The organism is Streptomyces sp. NBC_00820, assembly GCF_036347055.1.
In the GTDB taxonomy this organism is placed as follows: domain Bacteria; phylum Actinomycetota; class Actinomycetes; order Streptomycetales; family Streptomycetaceae; genus Streptomyces.
On record NZ_CP108882.1, the window covers coordinates 3864204 to 3878550 of the forward strand.

Consider the following 14347-nt stretch of genomic DNA (forward strand, 5'->3'; position numbering starts at 1 on the left):
TTCCCTGGTACGGGGCCCTCTCGCGTCCGGGTCGCTCAGCCCAGCAGGCCGCCCACCAGGCCCGGTTGGCCCGTGGAGGAGCTGCTGCCGCCGGTGCCGGTGCTGCTGCCGCCGGTGGACGTGGCGCCGCCGGTGGAGGTGCCGCCGGTGCTGGTCGGGCCCGCCGTGGTGCTGGGGGCACCGGGGGCGGGGGCGGACTGGCGGGGCGGGGCCTGGCCGGTGCTGCCCTGGGTCTGGCTGGGGGGCGTGGTGGTGGTGCCGCCGGCGCTGTGCGCGGCGCCCGGGGTCGTGGCCGTCCCCGTGGGACTCGTACCGGCGGTGGCGCCTCCGGTGGGCGAGTCGGGGGCGGACGGGGTCCGCTGGTGCCGCCGGCCCGGTTCCTGCGGGAGCGGGGAGCCGGGGAGGTTGTTGCGGGGGGCCTCGCCGGGGCCGGGGACGACCACCCGGCTGGAGTCGCGTACGGCGCCGCCGAGGAGGGAGCCGACGAGGAGGGTGAGGCCGACGGTGACGGCGGTGATGAGGGCGCCCCGGCGCAGGACGTAGCGGCGCAGGTCCCAGATGTCGGCGCGGGGGCCGAGGGTGCGCCAGGCGCTGCCCGCGAGGCGGCCGTCGACGGAGTAGACGGGGGCGCCGGCGATGACCAGCGGGGACCAGGCGGCGAGGTAGATGATGTCGGGCGCGTCGTAGGCCGGGACGGTCTTCCAGCTGACGGTGACGATCAGGGCCGCGGAGAGCAGGGCGCCGAGGACGGCGGCGACGCGCTGCCAGCAGCCGAGGACGGTCAGGACGCCGACGACGACCTGGAGGAAGGCGATGACCAGGCCAGAACCGATGGGGTGGTGGAGGGCGAACTGGCGCAGGGGCTCGGCGACTTCCCAGGGGTGCAGGGTGTTGAGCCACTTGACCATGGAGCCGCGCTTGCCGCCGTCGAAGTAGACGGGGTCGCAGAGTTTGCCCATGCCGGCGTAGATGGAGATGAAGCCGAGGAAGATGCGCAGGGGCAGCAGGACGACGCCGAGGTTGAGACGGCGCCCGGGGTAGTAGGCGTGCCGGGCCGGGTCGTCACTGCCTCGCCGGGCGGACCGTGTGCCACGGGCCCGGGCGGGTTCCTCGTAGTGGTCGAACTCGTCGTCGCCGTACGGCGGTTCGTCGTAGGCACTGCCGACCGTGCGCATGTGGGGCAGGAGGCGGGTGCCTCCGTCGGGGCCGGTGCGCTGGTGGCCTACGACGGGGGTCTCGACGGTCTGGTCGAGCTGGTCGTAGGTGTCGTCGTAGCCGGGGCCGCCGTATCCGGTGCCGGGGTGGCCGGTGTCCGCGTAGGTGGTGCCGACGCGCGGGATGACCTGGGTGGCACCGGCCTCGGTGGCGGGTTCGTCGGCGTGGCGGACACTGCCCCGCACCGCCTGGAGCAGCCGGTGCGCGCCGGTGTCGTCGGGGTCGGACTTGCCGCTCCAGACGACGGGCCGGCGGCGTCCGGCGGCTGCTCCGGCCCGGCCCGCGGTGCCGACGACCGGCGTGCGGGGGGTGTCCTGGGTGGCGCTCAGATGCCGGGCGATCCGCGGGGATGAGGTGCGCGTGCCCGTCGTGCCCAGCTGTACGCGGAAGCTGGCGTGATTGACGATGACCTGCGCCGGATCGCTCGGCACCTTCACCATGCTCAGCGCGGGAGCGTCGTCGAATCCCGACGAGCGGTCCCCCGTGGGTGTGCGGGGTGTTCTGGTGTCCACACTCATCTAACCGAGTGACATGGTGTTTGGACACTGTCTCGGGCCGCCGGATGTGTCCGGACCGCGTCAAAGCGGTCCGGACGGCCGGGCGAACACCGTGGTTACCCCGTACGGGTGAGGTTACGTACGGGTGTTCAGGAGCGTCGGCGCGCCGCCTCGTACAGCACGATGCCCGCCGCCACACCGGCGTTGAGCGACTCGGTGCCACCCGGCATCGGGATGCGGACCCGGTAGTCGCAGGTCTCACCGACGAGGCGGGACAGGCCCTTGCCCTCGCTGCCGATGACGATGACCACGGGGCCGCCGAGGGCCGGAAGGTCGCCGATCTCGACGTCGCCGTCGGCGGCCAGGCCGACGATCGCGATGCCGGCCTTCTTGTACGCCTCCAGGGCGCGGGTCAGGTTGGTGGCGCGGGCGACCGGGGTGCGGGCGGCCGCACCGGCGGAGGTCTTCCACGCGCCGGCGCTCATGCCGGCCGCGCGCCGCTCGGGCACGACGACGCCGTGACCGCCGAAGGCGGAGACGGAGCGGACGACGGCGCCGAGGTTGCGCGGGTCGGTGATGCCGTCGAGGGCGACGATCAGCGGGTCCTCGCCGTCGTCGTACGCGGCGGCGGGGAGGTCCTCGGAGTGCGCGTACTCGTACGGCGGGACCTGGAGGACCAGGCCCTGGTGGTTGAGCCCGTTGGTCATGCGGTCGAGCTCGGGGCGCGGGGCCTCCATGAGGTTGATGCCGCCGCGCTCGGCGACGAGCTGCAGCGCCTCGCGCACCCGCTCGTCGTTGTCGATGAACTGCTGGACGTACAGCGTGGAGGCGGGCACGCCCTCGCGCAGTGCCTCGACGACGGAGTTGCGGCCGACGACCAGCTCGGACGTCGACTTGCCGGCCCGGCCGCGCGGCGTGGGCCGGCGCTGCGCCTGCTTGGCCTTGGAGACGGCGATGCGGTTCTTCTTGTGTCCCTTGCGCATCTCGGCGGGCGGGGTCGGACCCTTGCCCTCCAGGCCGCGGCGTCGCTGGCCGCCGCTTCCGACCTGCGCACCCTTCTTACCGGACATGCGGCGGTTGTTCGCGGCCATGAGATACCCGTCCCTCTGAGCGTTTGTTCGTATGTATGCAGTGTGCCGCCCGGAGAGCCGGGCGGCACAGTCGATCTTGATGCGGGCTAGCGCCGGCCCAGGCTCCAGCGCGGGCCCTGGGGGCTGTCCTCGATGACCAGCCCGGCCTGTGCGAGCTGGTCGCGGACGGCGTCGGCGGTGGCCCAGTCCTTGCGGGCGCGGGCGGACTCGCGCTGGTCGAGGACGAAGCGTACGAGGTTGTCGACCACGCCGTGCAGGTCGTCGCCGCCACCGGTCTCCTCGGCCCAGTGGGGGTCGAGCGGGTCCAGGCCGAGGACGCCGAGCATGGCGCGCACCTCGGCGAGGCGGGCGACGGCGGCTTCCTTGTCGTCGGCGGCGAGCGCGCTGTTGCCCTGGCGGACGGTGGTGTGCACGATGGCGAGCGCCCCCGGTACGCCCAGGTCGTCGTCCATGGCCTCGGCGAAGGCGGGCGGGACCTCGGCGGCCGGCTCGACGACGCGGCCGGCCATCTCCGTCACGCGCTGGACGAAGCCCTCGATCCGCGTGAACGCGGCGTCGGCCTCGTGCAGCGCCTCCTCGCTGTACTCGATCATCGAGCGGTAGTGCGGGGTGCCGAGGTAGTAGCGCAGGACGATCGGGCGCCACTGCTTGACCATCTCGGAGACCAGGACGCTGTTGCCGAGCGACTTGGACATCTTGTCGCCGGCCATGGTGACCCAGGCGTTGTGCACCCAGTACCGGGCGAACTCGTCGCCGTAGGCCTTGGCCTGGGCGATCTCGTTCTCGTGGTGCGGGAAGATCAGGTCGAGGCCGCCGCCGTGGATGTCGAAGACGGGGCCGAGGTACTTGTGCGCCATGGCCGAGCACTCCAGGTGCCAGCCGGGGCGGCCCGGTCCCCAGGGGGTGGGCCAGCTCGGCTCGCCGGGCTTGGCCGCCTTCCACATGGCGAAGTCACGCGGGTCCCGCTTGCCGGTCTCGCCGTCGCCGGACGGCTGGAGCAGGTTGTCCAGCTCCTGCCGGGACAGCTCCAGGTAGCCGGGGAAGGACCGCACGTCGAAGTAGACGTTGCCGTCGGACGCGTAGGCGTGGCCGCGCTCGATGAGGCCCTGCATCATCTCGATCATCTCGGTGATGTGGCCGGTGGCGCGGGGCTCGTAGGTGGGCGGGAGGCAGCCGAGGGCGGCGTAGCCGTCGTTGAAGGCGCGCTCGTTCTCGTAGCCGATCGACCACCAGGGGCGGCCCTGCTCGGCCGCCTTGGTGATGATCTTGTCGTCGATGTCGGTGACGTTCCTGATGAAGGTCACGTCGTAGCCGCGGTACTCGAACCAGCGGCGCATGATGTCGAAGTTCAGGCCCGAACGAATGTGCCCGATGTGCGGGGCCGCCTGCACGGTGGCACCACACAGGTAGATCGAGACACAGCCCGGCTTGGCCGGGGTGAAGTCGCGAATCTGCCGGGCGCTGGTGTCGTACAGGCGAATAGTCACGACACCAGGGTAGTGGGCGCCGGGGAGTGCCTCACGCCCCTTCCCGGAGAAGGGCTCTCACAGCATCCCGACCACCTTGCGCGGCGTGATCCGCACGACCACCCGCTCGGCGTCGTGCACCGACGCCGGGTTGAACTCGGCGTACTTCTTGCCGGTGTACTTCAGCGAGAGCTCGTCGATCAGCTCCTGGCCGCCGTCGGTGGTCAGCTCGGCGGCGCCGCGGATCTCGGCGTACTCGTAGGGCATCTCGGGGTTGAGGACGACGACCGTGACCCGGGGGTCGGCGTCCAGGTTCTTCTTCTTGCGGCGGTCGACCGTCGTGGAGAAGAGGATCTGGTCGCCGTCCCGTTTCACCCACACCGGGGACATCTGCGGGCTGCCGTCGGGCTGGACGGTGCCGACGACGATGAAGACCGGGCCGTCGAGCAGGGACTTGACCCGGTCGGACAGGGCGGCGGACATGGGGTACCTCCTCAGGCGTCAGCGCTGACTCTGCGGGTACCCTCGCACGCCCTCAGCCCACCCGCACCACGAGCGCCGTCGCCACGGCCATGAGCCCCTCGTCGCGGCCCGGGAAGCCGAGCCCGTCCGTGGTCGCGCCGGACACCGACACCGGGGCGCCGGCCGCCTCGGAGAGGATCTTCTGCGCCTCGTCACGGCGCTTGCCGATCTTGGGACGGGGTCCGACGACCTGTACGGCGACGTTGCCGACGGCGAATCCGGCCGCGCGGACGATGCGGGCCGCCTCCGTCAGCAGCGTGACGCCGGAGGCGCCGGACCACTCGGGGCGCCCGGTGCCGAAGTGCTGCCCGAGGTCACCGAGGCCGGCCGCCGAGAAGAGCGCGTTGCAGGCGGCGTGGGCGACGACGTCGGCGTCGGAGTGCCCCGCCAGGCCGGGGCCCTCGCCCTCCCACTTCAGGCCGGCGCACCACAGCTCGCGGCCCTCCTCGAAGGCGTGGATGTCGGTGCCGATGCCGACCCGGGGAAGGACGGGGAGGGCAGGGACGGAGGGGACCGCGGGGACGGAGGGGACGGCGGGCGGCTGCTCAGAAGCCATCGTTGAGCCTCCTGCGGGTCAGGACCGCCTCGGCGAGGACGAGGTCGAGGGGGCGGGTGACCTTGAAGGCCTCCTCGTGACCGGGGACGGTGACGACCCTCAGGCCCAGCTGTTCGACCATGCTCGCGTCGTCGGTGACGTTCTCGGTGACGGTGGCGTGCGCGCGGACCAGGGTGTCGCGGTCGAAGCCCTGGGGGGTCTGCACGGCGCGCAGCCGGGCCCGCTCGGGCGTGGCCAGGACCGGCTCGGGCGTGCCCGGGACGGCCGCGGGCTCGACCTCCTTGACGGTGTCGGCGAGCGGGAGCGCGGGCACCACGGCCGGGGCGCCGTCGCGTACGGCCTCGATGACGGCGTCGACGGTGTCGACCGGAACGAGCGGGCGGGCCGCGTCGTGGACGAGGACGACGTCGTACTCGGGCGGCAGCGCGTCGAGGCCGAGCCGGACCGACTCCTGGCGGCTGTCCCCGCCGGGGACGACCAGGAAGTCGGTCCTCCCCCAGCTACCGCCGGGGGTATCCCCAGGCAAGGCGTGCGCGTCGAGCAGGGACTTGACCTCGGCGGCGCCGTCGGGCGGGGCGACGACGATCACCAGGGAGACGTGGCGGGAGGCGGCCAGGGCGCGGACCGCGTGGATCAGCATGGGCGTGCCACTCAGGGTGCGCAACGCCTTGGGAGCGCCCGGACCGAGGCGTACGCCCCGGCCGGCGGCCGGGATGACTGCTGCGACACGGCTTTCCGTACGGGCCTCGGCGGGTGAAGGACGCGAATCGTCAGACATCGGTTCCTGTCAGGTTTGTGTGCTCGGCCTGGGTGGGTATGGCCTGGAGGAGTGCCGGGCGCGACGCCTTGACCGGACCCTTTCCGTGACCCTGGTCGAGCCATCCGCCCGGGCCCGGCACCTCAGTATCGGGGGGCTTCCTCCGACATGTTCGGCAGGCGTGGCGGCGGTCGTCACGGCGCGCCGGAGCCGGCGGGTCGCGACCTGGGACCGCTGCCGGGGTGTACCGGAGGGGATGCCCGAAGGGGTGCGCCCGAGGGGTGCGGGGGCCGGTGGGTACGAACATGCCGCAGCGCCCGGCGACAGGATCAGTGTCATCGGGCACCGCGGCATTGCACTGTGCTCGGCGTGCTCCACAGCAAGCAGGGGATGCTGCCTGCGAGGCGTCAGGAGGCGAGAACCTCGTCGAGCAGGGCCTCGGCCTTGTCCTCGTTCGTGTTCTCCGCGAGAGCGAGTTCGCTCACCAGAATCTGGCGAGCCTTGGCGAGCATGCGCTTCTCACCGGCGGAGAGTCCGCGCTCACGCTCACGACGCCACAGGTCACGGACGACTTCCGCGACCTTGATGACATCGCCGGAGGCGAGCTTCTCCAGGTTTGCCTTATAGCGACGCGACCAGTTCGTGGGCTCCTCGGCATACGGCGCGCGCAGCACCTCGAAGACCCGGTCCAGCCCGTCCTGACCGACCACATCACGCACGCCGACGAACTCCGCATTGTCCGCTGGCACACGTACCGTCAGGTCGCCCTGGGCGACCTTCAGCACCAAGTAGGTCTTGTCCACGCCTTTGATCTGGCGAGTTTCGATAGCCTCGATCAGCGCGGCCCCGTGATGGGGATAGACCACGGTGTCGCCAACCTTGAACGTCATGTGACAGGTACCCCTTCCGTGGCTATCAAGGGTAACACGGATACGGCGTCTTCTGAATGGCGTTTTCGCAGGTCAGGGCATATCTCGGGGCTTGACAACAGCGACACGGACGTGCTGCGAGCGGCCTGCGGAAGCGGGAATTCGCAGGTCGGAGCGGCTCTACGGGCAGGGAGAAACGCGTACGTTACACACTTCGGAGACCGCTTCCAAGTGGCCGAACGTCCAGATTTGTCCACTTCCAAGTGTACGACTTCCGCTACTCCGTTCGGTGCCCGGAGCCGGGTGCGGGGCGAATCCGGAATTGATCACAGGGCCCCGGATCAGGAGTGGTTGATGCGACGGATGATGCCCCTGATGATCCTGTGACTGATCAATATCCGAGGTGGCCATGCATTTCCCGCACGGAAAATCTGCACCGGGTGTTACACGGCGTGTTACGTGGCGTGTAACGCGGAGCGTTACGGGGACGCGGTCGGCGGTTCGGCGGTACCGGAAGCGCGTTATGCGAATGGCGGACAAGTGCTCCGGCAAGGTGACTCACGGGTCACTTGTGGAAGGTGGTGTACCCCCGCCCGGTGGGACGCGCGACGCCAGGGGGAGGGTCGGGTGCGGCGACGCGGGCGCGGCTCGGTAGCCTAAGCCCGCTGACAGACACTTAGGGCGGCTTTATCAAAGGGAGCCGCCCGTGCGTTCAAGGAGTAGCCGCCGCCGTGAGCAGCAGCCTTCGACGCGGCGCCCTCGCCGCGTCCGCCATCGCCTTCTCGATCGCGTCGCTCGCCGCCTGTGGCGCCGGCAACAACGCCCAGACCCTGGAGATCAGGCCGGACAACGCGGCGACCAGCGTCGGAACCATCAAGATCCAGAACGCCCTGGTCATCACCCAGCCCGACCTGAAGTCCACGGGTCCGGCGGCGATCTCCGCGACGCTCTTCAACAGCGGCCCGCACGCCCAGACCCTCCAGGCGGTCACCGTCGCGGGCGCCGGCGAGAAGGCCGAGCTGAAGCCCGCCAAGGGCAAGAGCCTGACCGTCCCGGCGCACGGCTCCCTGGTCATCGGCGGCAAGGACAACGCCTCCGCGATGCTCGCCAGCGGCCGCACCGCGGTCAAGGACGGCAACGCCCAGAAGATCACCTTCACCCTCAGCGAGACCGGCCAGGTGAGCCTCGCCGCCTTCGTGGTGCCGGCCACCAGCTACTTCAGCGAGTGGGGCCCGAGCGAGATCCCGTCCGCCCCGGCCACCACGGCCGCCGCGGCGACCTCCGCTGCCGCGGGCGCCACCGCCACCACCAGCGGCAAGCCGGCCGCGGACGGCAAGGCCAGCAGCTCCGCGTCGGCCCCCGCCGGCGGCACCCCGAGCGACTCGGCCTCGCAGTCGGCCGCCGGTCACTGAGCGGTCGTACGACGCCACGAAGGGCGGCACCCCCTCGCCGGGGATGCCGCCCTTCGTCGTACGGGGCCTCAGCGGCCTACGGCTCGAACTTGTAACCCAGACCGCGCACCGTCACCAGGTAGCGCGGCGCCCCCGGGTCCGGCTCGATCTTCGCCCGCAGGCGCTTGACGTGGACGTCGAGGGTCTTGGTGTCACCGACGTAGTCGGCGCCCCAGACACGGTCGATGAGCTGCATACGGGTCAGGACGCGGCCCGCGTTGCGCAGGAGCATCTCCAGGAGGTCGAACTCCTTCAGCGGCAGGTCGACCTTCGCACCGGCGACCGTGACCACGTGACGGTCGACGTCCATACGGACCGGGCCCGCCTCCAGGGCGGCCGGGGTGACCTCCTCCGGCTCGCCGCGGCGGCGCAGGACGGCCCGGATGCGGGCGACCAGCTCGCGCGAGGAGAACGGCTTGGTGACGTAGTCGTCGGCTCCTATCTCGAGGCCCACGACCTTGTCGATCTCGCTGTCCTTGGCCGTCACCATGATCACGGGGACGTTGGAGCGGCCGCGCAGCTGACGGCACACCTCCGTGCCGGGCAGCCCCGGCAGCATCAGGTCGAGGAGAACGAGGTCGGCGCCGTTGCGCTCGAACTCGTCGAGGCCGTCGGGGCCGGTCGCCGCCACGGCGACCTCGAAGCCCTCCTTGCGGAGCATGTACGACAGGGCGTCGGAGAAGGACTCCTCGTCCTCGACGACGAGCACTCGGGTCACGGAAGGACCTCCGGGGAGGGGAGCGGTTCGTACGGGGATGGTTCGGCGCCGGCCTCGTCGTCGAGGTCCGGGTGCTGCTGTGCGCGGTCGCGGGCCCTGCCCGCCTCCGGCAGTCTGAGGGTGAAGGTGGAGCCCTGGCCTTCGGCGCTCCAGACCGTGACCTCCCCGCCGTGCGAGGCGGCCACGTGCTTCACGATGGCGAGACCCAGACCGGTGCCCCCGGTGGCCCGCGAGCGGGCCGGGTCGACGCGGTAGAAGCGCTCGAAGACGCGCTCCTTGTCCTTCTCGGAGATGCCGATGCCCTGGTCCGTGACGGCGAGTTCGATCAGGTCACCGCCCGGCGCGGCCACCCGTCGGGCGGCTATGCCGACGCGGGTGCGGGCCGGGGAGTAGTTGACGGCGTTCTCGACGAGGTTGCCGAGGGCCGCCGCGAGCTGGCCGCGGTTGCCCCAGACGTGCAGGTCGGCGGTGCCGCCCGCGGCCATCGTGATCTGCTTCGTCCCGGCCTGGTGCCGGCAGCGGTCCACTGCCTCGGCGACCAGCTCGTCCACCCGGACGGGCTCGGCGTCCTCCAGCGGGTCGTCGTTCTGCACCCGGGAGAGGTCGATCAGCTCCTGGACCAGGTTGGTCAGCCGGGTCGCCTCGATCTGCATCCGGCCGGCGAAGCGCTCGACCGCCTCGGGATCGTCGGAAGCGTCCATGACAGCCTCGGAGAGCAGCGAGAGCGCGCCGACGGGTGTCTTCAGCTCATGACTCACGTTCGCCACGAAGTCACGGCGTACGGCCTCGATCCGGCGGGCCTCGGTGAGGTCCTCGACCAGCAGCAGGACCAGGCGGGAGCCGAGCGGGGCCACACGCGCGGAGACGGCCAGCGCCTCGCCGCGCCCGGTACCGCGCCGGGGCAGGTCCAGCTCGACCTGGCGTATCTCGCCGTCCCGCCGGGTGTCCCGGGCCATCTGGAGCATCGGCTCGACGGAGAGCTTGCCGCCGCGGACCAGCCCGAGGGCGTAGGCGGCGGAGCTGGCCTTCACGACGGCGTCCGCCTCGTCGAGGACCACGGCCGAGGAGCGGAGCACCGAGAGCACGGTGTCCACGCCGGGCGGGAGTACGGCATCGGTGTGCAGAGAGGTCCTGGTGGGCCGCTTCTGGTCGCGTTCGCTCCAGCGGAACGCCAGCATGGCGATGACGCCGGTCAGCACCCCGGCGATCGCTGCAGCTGCGGCGACCGCCGCGTTCACGTCCATGTCTCCAGGTTAGGCATGCCGTACGACATGGCCACACCCACGGCGGTACGAGCTCGAACACTCGTCGCCCAGAGTTCACCTGGAGGCCAGTGGTGGTTCATTCGGGATGGCCGAAACGGACGCGTACGAGGCAGAACGTGGCAGCGTGGGGTTCGCACCGCTGGTCACACCAGGGGGCGTGTGCGGTCACGGCCCCCGGAACCCCGAAGCAGACGTACGAGTAGGGAGCCCTGATGCGGGACGCGTACCACGAGGAACTGGACTCGATCGGCGACGGTCTGGTGGAGATGGCCCGGCTGGTCGGGTCGGCGATCGGGCGGGCCACGACCGCCATCCTCGACGCCGACCTCAAGCTGGCCGAGAGCGTGATCGAGTCCGACCAGAAGGTCGACGAGCTCCAGCACGACCTGGAGGCGCGCGCGATAGCGCTGCTGGCCCGGCAGCAGCCGGTCGCGACGGACCTGCGCATCGTCGTCACGTCGCTGCGGATGTCCGCCGACCTGGAGCGCTCCGGCGACCTGGCCCAGCACGTGGCGAAGCTGACCCGGCTGCGCTTCCCCGCGCGCGCGGTCCCGCAGGACCTGCACGCCACCATCCTGGAGATGGGCCAGCTCGCGCAGCGCCTGATGGCCAAGGCCGCCGAGGTCATCATCACCAAGGACGTCGACCTCGCCATGCAGCTGGAGCAGGACGACGACGAGATGGACCTCCTGCACCGCCACCTCTTCCAGCACCTGATCGACGAGCGCTGGAAGCACGGCATCGAGACGGCCGTCGACGTCACGCTGCTCGGCCGCTACTACGAGCGCTACGCCGACCACGCGGTCGCCGTCGCCAAGCGCGTCGTCTACCTGGTCACCGGCGAGCACGCGGACGAACTCCAGGCGGACATCCAGCCGGTGACGGGGGTCGAGGGAGCCTGAGGATGCCTGAGGAGGCTTCGGGGGACTTGAGGGACTTGAGGGAGCCCGGGCCGGCGTGAGTCCGGGCGGGCCTGAGTCCGGGCGGGCGTGAGGGAGTCCGGGCGGGCGGCGCCTGACCCGGCGGCCCCGGCCGGGGCGCTGCCGGACCGGTGTCCGAGCCCCCGCGCGGGCGCCCCCTGGGCCGTCGCGCGCCGGCCGAGGGGGCTCGAAAGCCCGCGACCAGAGTGTGCGGGCGCCTCCGTGCGCCGTTGATGCGCCCGGATAAGTGGGCATGAAATGAGCGAGGGCACCACGCCCGGCGTCGATGCCCCGTGTCGAGGCCCAGTGTCGAGGAGGACCCATGGCCGAATCCCCCAGCACCACGCCCGACCCCACCCAGGACCGCGAGACCGACCAGCCCGCGAACATCAGAAGCCTGCCGCTGGCCGCCGCGTGCGGCTGCGGTTCGGGCTGCGGGTGCGGGTGCCAGTCGGGCGCTCCCTGCCAGTGCGGCTGACGGCGAACGACGAACGACCCGCGAGGGGCCCCGGACGACTCCGGGGCCCCTCGTCGTGGTGAAGGCGGACGAGACGGTGCGGGCTACGCCGGCTTGCCCGGGGTGCCGTTCTGCGGCCAGTACTCGAAGCCGTTGCCGTCGTACCAGTCGAGCCTGGTCTTGCCGCAGACGCCGCTGTGGAAGTCGAGGAAGTCCGGGTAGACGGCCTTGACCGACTTCTTGGCGAAGGTCACGGAGATCTCGGTGGTGACGGTGCCCCGCGCGGGAATCGTGCCCAGGGACACGGACGCCGAATTCCACAGCGGCAGCGAGCCGTTGGTCTTCTCGTTCCAGTGCAGGCTCATCTTGTGCCAGTGGCCCTTGCCGACGCGCCATTGCACGGCGGGGGCCGGCCCGCGGTTCTTCATGAGATCGCCTATGGCGAAGACGTACGTGGCCTTGGACAGCGCCACGCCCTCGGTGTTGTGCACACGCAGGCGCGCGTGGAGCGGCACGCCGGAACGCCGCGCCGTGGGTACCGCGGACCCGGCTGCGTCGGACACCGTCACCGCCCCGTCCCGGCACTTGTACGCCCCGGCCGGCGCGGCGGCCCTCGGCTGGGCGGCCTCGGCCACGACGGTGTTGGCCAGAGCGCCGACGACGGCGACGACCGTCACCCCCAGGACCGCTCTACGGCGAACGCCGATCTTCAATGTGTCCCCCTCATCTCTCATCCCCGAACTCTCATCTCCCCGATGAGAGACCGGCATCGTAGCGACGGCGATCTACGACGATTGCCTGCCTTCTCCCAAAGCCCGGCCAAGGAAAGGTCATGGCGGACGGTAAAAGCCCCCCGCCGCGAAGAACCCGCGGGCGGGGGCTTGAGAGGCGGTGCCTACTTCTTCTTGCCTTGGGTCTTGTCGGGGTCTCGGTGACCTGCGTTTCCCCTGCTCTGGGGCAGTGGGCACGTGAGCCCGCTGGTCGTCGTTGGCCATCATCGAGCGACCTCGGACGGCCCAGGGACGGCCCAGCGTGGATCACAGGAGCAGCATCAACTGACGGACGCGGCTCGCCACTGCGCAGTGATGCAGCCCTCTTCCATGTCCCACCACTCTTTGGCTACACCGTGGTTGAGGAGCTTTTGCACCTTGGCGAGATCGGCGGTGGGCGGGACGTCCAGGGCAACCATGCCGAACCGCTCTATGCCCTCGCCGTCGACTCCGAGTTCCTGAAACGCGTTGATCACGCTCTGCCGTGCGGCACCCGACCCGCCGTCACGGAACACGATGAGGCGGATGGTGCAGTTCTCCGAGCGGCGAACCACGTCGCCGGCCCATCGCACGCCTTCCTCGTCGGGCTCGGTTACCAGGATGTCCCCGCAAGCGATGCCACGGGCGAACCACGGGATGTTGTCGAGCCGTACGGTGCCGTCCCCCTGATCGACGGCCCACAGGCTCTCCACCGAGGCTGGGGGCCAGTTGTCTTCGACCTCAAGCCGGAAGTGCACCTTCACGTACGGGACGCCGTCGGAAATCGTCATGCCGCCAAGGATGCCCAGCCCGGCAACGCCGGCCGCGGGCGGGTGCACAGGCGTATCGGCGCAGAGCGGAAGACGGGGTCGCCTGCGCCTCGACCGGCGACAGCCAGCAAGCCATGACGGCGACGGCCCAGGCCCACGAGAAAGCCCCCTACCGGCGGAGAACCCGCAGGCAGGGGGCTTGATCAGCAGGGCTTACTTCTTCTTGCCCTGGTTCTTGACCGCTTCGATGGCGGCCGCGGCCGCGTCGGGGTCGAGGTACTTGCCGCCGGGGGTCAGCGGCTTGAAGTCGGCGTCGAGCTCGTAGTAGAGCGGGATGCCGGTGGGGATGTTGAGGCCGGCGATGTCCTCGTCGGAGATGCCGTCCAGGTGCTTGACCAGGGCGCGCAGGCTGTTGCCGTGGGCGGCGACGAGGACCGTGCGGCCGTCGAGGAGGTCCGGGACGATGTTGTCGTACCAGTAGGGCAGCATGCGGCCCACGACGTCCTTGAGGCACTCCGTCTGCGGGCGCAGCTCCGGCGGGAGCGAGGCGTAGCGGGCGTCGTCGAACTGGGAGTACTCGGCGTCGCGCGGGAGCGGGGGCGGCGGGGTGTCGTAGGAGCGGCGCCAGAGCATGAACTGCTCCTCGCCGTACTGGGCCAGCGTCTCCGCCTTGTCCTTGCCCTGGAGGGCGCCGTAGTGGCGCTCGTTCAGGCGCCAGCTGCGGTTGACCGGGATCCAGTGGCGGTCCGCGGCCTCCAGCGACAGCTGGGCCGTGCGGATCGCGCGCTTCTGGAGCGACGTGTGGACCACGTCGGGCAGCAGGCCGGCGTCCTTGAGCAGCTCACCGCCGCGGACCGCCTCCTTCTCGCCCTTCTCGTTGAGGTTGACGTCCACCCAGCCGGTGAACAGGTTCTTCGCGTTCCACTCGCTCTCGCCGTGGCGGAGGAGGATCAGCTTGTACGGTGCGTCGGCCATGACTGAGAGCGTAATCGACGCTTTCGGCCCGCTGTCCGGGGCGCCCGGCGGACGGACGTTTGACGCCAT

At 71.0% G+C, this 14347-nt stretch carries 15 protein-coding genes; 3 read left to right on the forward strand and 12 right to left on the reverse strand.

Annotated features, from left to right (window positions below; genetic code table 11):
- Nucleotides 1-35: 35 nt before the first annotated feature.
- From OIB37_RS17465 to OIB37_RS17495, 7 genes are all read right to left on the reverse strand, one after another.
- Complete coding sequence (locus OIB37_RS17465; RefSeq protein WP_330458538.1) at nt 36-1733, reverse strand: DoxX family membrane protein; 1698 nt, start codon at nt 1731-1733, stop codon at nt 36-38.
- Nucleotides 1734-1861: 128 nt separating this feature from the next.
- Complete coding sequence (gene rlmB, locus OIB37_RS17470) at nt 1862-2803, reverse strand: 23S rRNA (guanosine(2251)-2'-O)-methyltransferase RlmB (protein ID WP_330458539.1); 942 nt, start codon at nt 2801-2803, stop codon at nt 1862-1864.
- Nucleotides 2804-2889: 86 nt separating this feature from the next.
- A complete protein-coding gene (gene cysS, locus OIB37_RS17475) occupies nt 2890-4290 on the reverse strand; it encodes a cysteine--tRNA ligase (protein ID WP_330458540.1) in 1401 nt (466 codons plus the stop codon).
- A gap of 57 nt (nt 4291-4347) precedes the next feature.
- Nucleotides 4348-4752, reverse strand: coding sequence for a PPOX class F420-dependent oxidoreductase (locus OIB37_RS17480; RefSeq protein ID WP_330458541.1), 405 nt, complete (start codon nt 4750-4752; stop codon nt 4348-4350).
- A 52-nt stretch (nt 4753-4804) separates the two neighbouring features.
- Nucleotides 4805-5347 (reverse strand): 2-C-methyl-D-erythritol 2,4-cyclodiphosphate synthase, encoded by a 543-nt coding sequence (ispF, locus tag OIB37_RS17485; RefSeq protein ID WP_330458542.1) that lies wholly within the window; start codon nt 5345-5347, stop codon nt 4805-4807.
- Complete coding sequence (gene ispD, locus OIB37_RS17490; RefSeq protein WP_330458543.1) at nt 5337-6125, reverse strand: 2-C-methyl-D-erythritol 4-phosphate cytidylyltransferase; 789 nt, start codon at nt 6123-6125, stop codon at nt 5337-5339. The genes ispF and ispD overlap by 11 nt, the downstream gene beginning before the upstream one ends.
- 386 nt (nt 6126-6511) lie before the next feature.
- Complete coding sequence (locus tag OIB37_RS17495) at nt 6512-6994, reverse strand: CarD family transcriptional regulator (RefSeq protein ID WP_003953493.1); 483 nt, start codon at nt 6992-6994, stop codon at nt 6512-6514.
- 710 nt (nt 6995-7704) lie between these two features.
- On the opposite strand from OIB37_RS17495, the gene OIB37_RS17500 reads away from it, so the two are divergent.
- Nucleotides 7705-8385, forward strand: coding sequence for a DUF461 domain-containing protein (locus tag OIB37_RS17500; RefSeq protein WP_330458544.1), 681 nt, complete (start codon nt 7705-7707; stop codon nt 8383-8385).
- 76 nt (nt 8386-8461) lie between these two features.
- Here the strand turns inward: OIB37_RS17500 and OIB37_RS17505 are convergent, their stop codons facing one another.
- Both OIB37_RS17505 and OIB37_RS17510 read right to left on the reverse strand, forming a co-directional pair.
- Entirely contained in the window at nt 8462-9142 is a 681-nt protein-coding gene (locus OIB37_RS17505; RefSeq protein WP_046419660.1) for a response regulator transcription factor, read from the reverse strand.
- Nucleotides 9139-10386, reverse strand: coding sequence for a sensor histidine kinase (locus tag OIB37_RS17510; protein WP_330458545.1), 1248 nt, complete (start codon nt 10384-10386; stop codon nt 9139-9141). The genes OIB37_RS17505 and OIB37_RS17510 overlap by 4 nt, the downstream gene beginning before the upstream one ends.
- Nucleotides 10387-10619: 233 nt before the next feature.
- Here OIB37_RS17510 and phoU point away from each other — a divergent pair, with 233 nt between their 5' ends.
- Together phoU and OIB37_RS17520 are read left to right on the forward strand one after the other, a co-directional pair.
- Nucleotides 10620-11309 carry a phosphate signaling complex protein PhoU gene (phoU, locus tag OIB37_RS17515; protein ID WP_330458546.1) on the forward strand — a complete coding sequence of 230 codons (690 nt, stop codon included), beginning with the start codon at nt 10620-10622 and terminating at the stop codon, nt 11307-11309.
- A 340-nt stretch (nt 11310-11649) separates the two neighbouring features.
- Nucleotides 11650-11805, forward strand: a complete 156-nt coding sequence (locus OIB37_RS17520) for a hypothetical protein (protein WP_330458547.1) — start codon at nt 11650-11652, stop codon at nt 11803-11805.
- 83 nt (nt 11806-11888) lie between these two features.
- Here OIB37_RS17520 and OIB37_RS17525 read toward each other — a convergent pair whose 3' ends face one another.
- The 3 genes from OIB37_RS17525 to OIB37_RS17535 all read right to left on the reverse strand — a co-directional run bounded on the left by OIB37_RS17525 (nt 11889) and on the right by OIB37_RS17535 (nt 14278).
- Nucleotides 11889-12461: a hypothetical protein gene (locus OIB37_RS17525; protein WP_330458548.1), complete on the reverse strand. Its 573-nt coding sequence runs from the start codon at nt 12459-12461 to the stop codon at nt 11889-11891.
- A gap of 374 nt (nt 12462-12835) precedes the next feature.
- Nucleotides 12836-13324: a DUF4265 domain-containing protein gene (locus OIB37_RS17530; RefSeq protein ID WP_330458549.1), complete on the reverse strand. Its 489-nt coding sequence runs from the start codon at nt 13322-13324 to the stop codon at nt 12836-12838.
- 192 nt (nt 13325-13516) lie between these two features.
- Nucleotides 13517-14278 (reverse strand): phosphoglyceromutase, encoded by a 762-nt coding sequence (locus tag OIB37_RS17535; RefSeq protein WP_330458550.1) that lies wholly within the window; start codon nt 14276-14278, stop codon nt 13517-13519.
- Between the last annotated feature and the right edge of the window lie 69 nt (nt 14279-14347).

What these genes read in the sequence shown, in the direction of transcription:
- OIB37_RS17465 (WP_330458538.1), bottom strand. Translation starts at nt 1,733, where the DNA reads ATGAGTGTGGACACCAGAACACCCCGCACACCCACGGGGGACCGCTCG.
- rlmB (WP_330458539.1), bottom strand. Translation starts at nt 2,803, where the DNA reads ATGGCCGCGAACAACCGCCGCATGTCCGGTAAGAAGGGTGCGCAGGTC.
- OIB37_RS17480 (WP_330458541.1), bottom strand. Translation starts at nt 4,752, where the DNA reads ATGTCCGCCGCCCTGTCCGACCGGGTCAAGTCCCTGCTCGACGGCCCG.
- ispF (WP_330458542.1), bottom strand. Translation starts at nt 5,347, where the DNA reads ATGGCTTCTGAGCAGCCGCCCGCCGTCCCCTCCGTCCCCGCGGTCCCC.
- ispD (WP_330458543.1), bottom strand. Translation starts at nt 6,125, where the DNA reads ATGTCTGACGATTCGCGTCCTTCACCCGCCGAGGCCCGTACGGAAAGC.
- OIB37_RS17495 (WP_003953493.1), bottom strand. Translation starts at nt 6,994, where the DNA reads ATGACGTTCAAGGTTGGCGACACCGTGGTCTATCCCCATCACGGGGCC.
- OIB37_RS17510 (WP_330458545.1), bottom strand. Translation starts at nt 10,386, where the DNA reads ATGGACGTGAACGCGGCGGTCGCCGCAGCTGCAGCGATCGCCGGGGTG.
- phoU (WP_330458546.1), top strand. Translation starts at nt 10,620, where the DNA reads ATGCGGGACGCGTACCACGAGGAACTGGACTCGATCGGCGACGGTCTG.
- OIB37_RS17520 (WP_330458547.1), top strand. Translation starts at nt 11,650, where the DNA reads ATGGCCGAATCCCCCAGCACCACGCCCGACCCCACCCAGGACCGCGAG.
- OIB37_RS17530 (WP_330458549.1), bottom strand. Translation starts at nt 13,324, where the DNA reads ATGACGATTTCCGACGGCGTCCCGTACGTGAAGGTGCACTTCCGGCTT.
- OIB37_RS17535 (WP_330458550.1), bottom strand. Translation starts at nt 14,278, where the DNA reads ATGGCCGACGCACCGTACAAGCTGATCCTCCTCCGCCACGGCGAGAGC.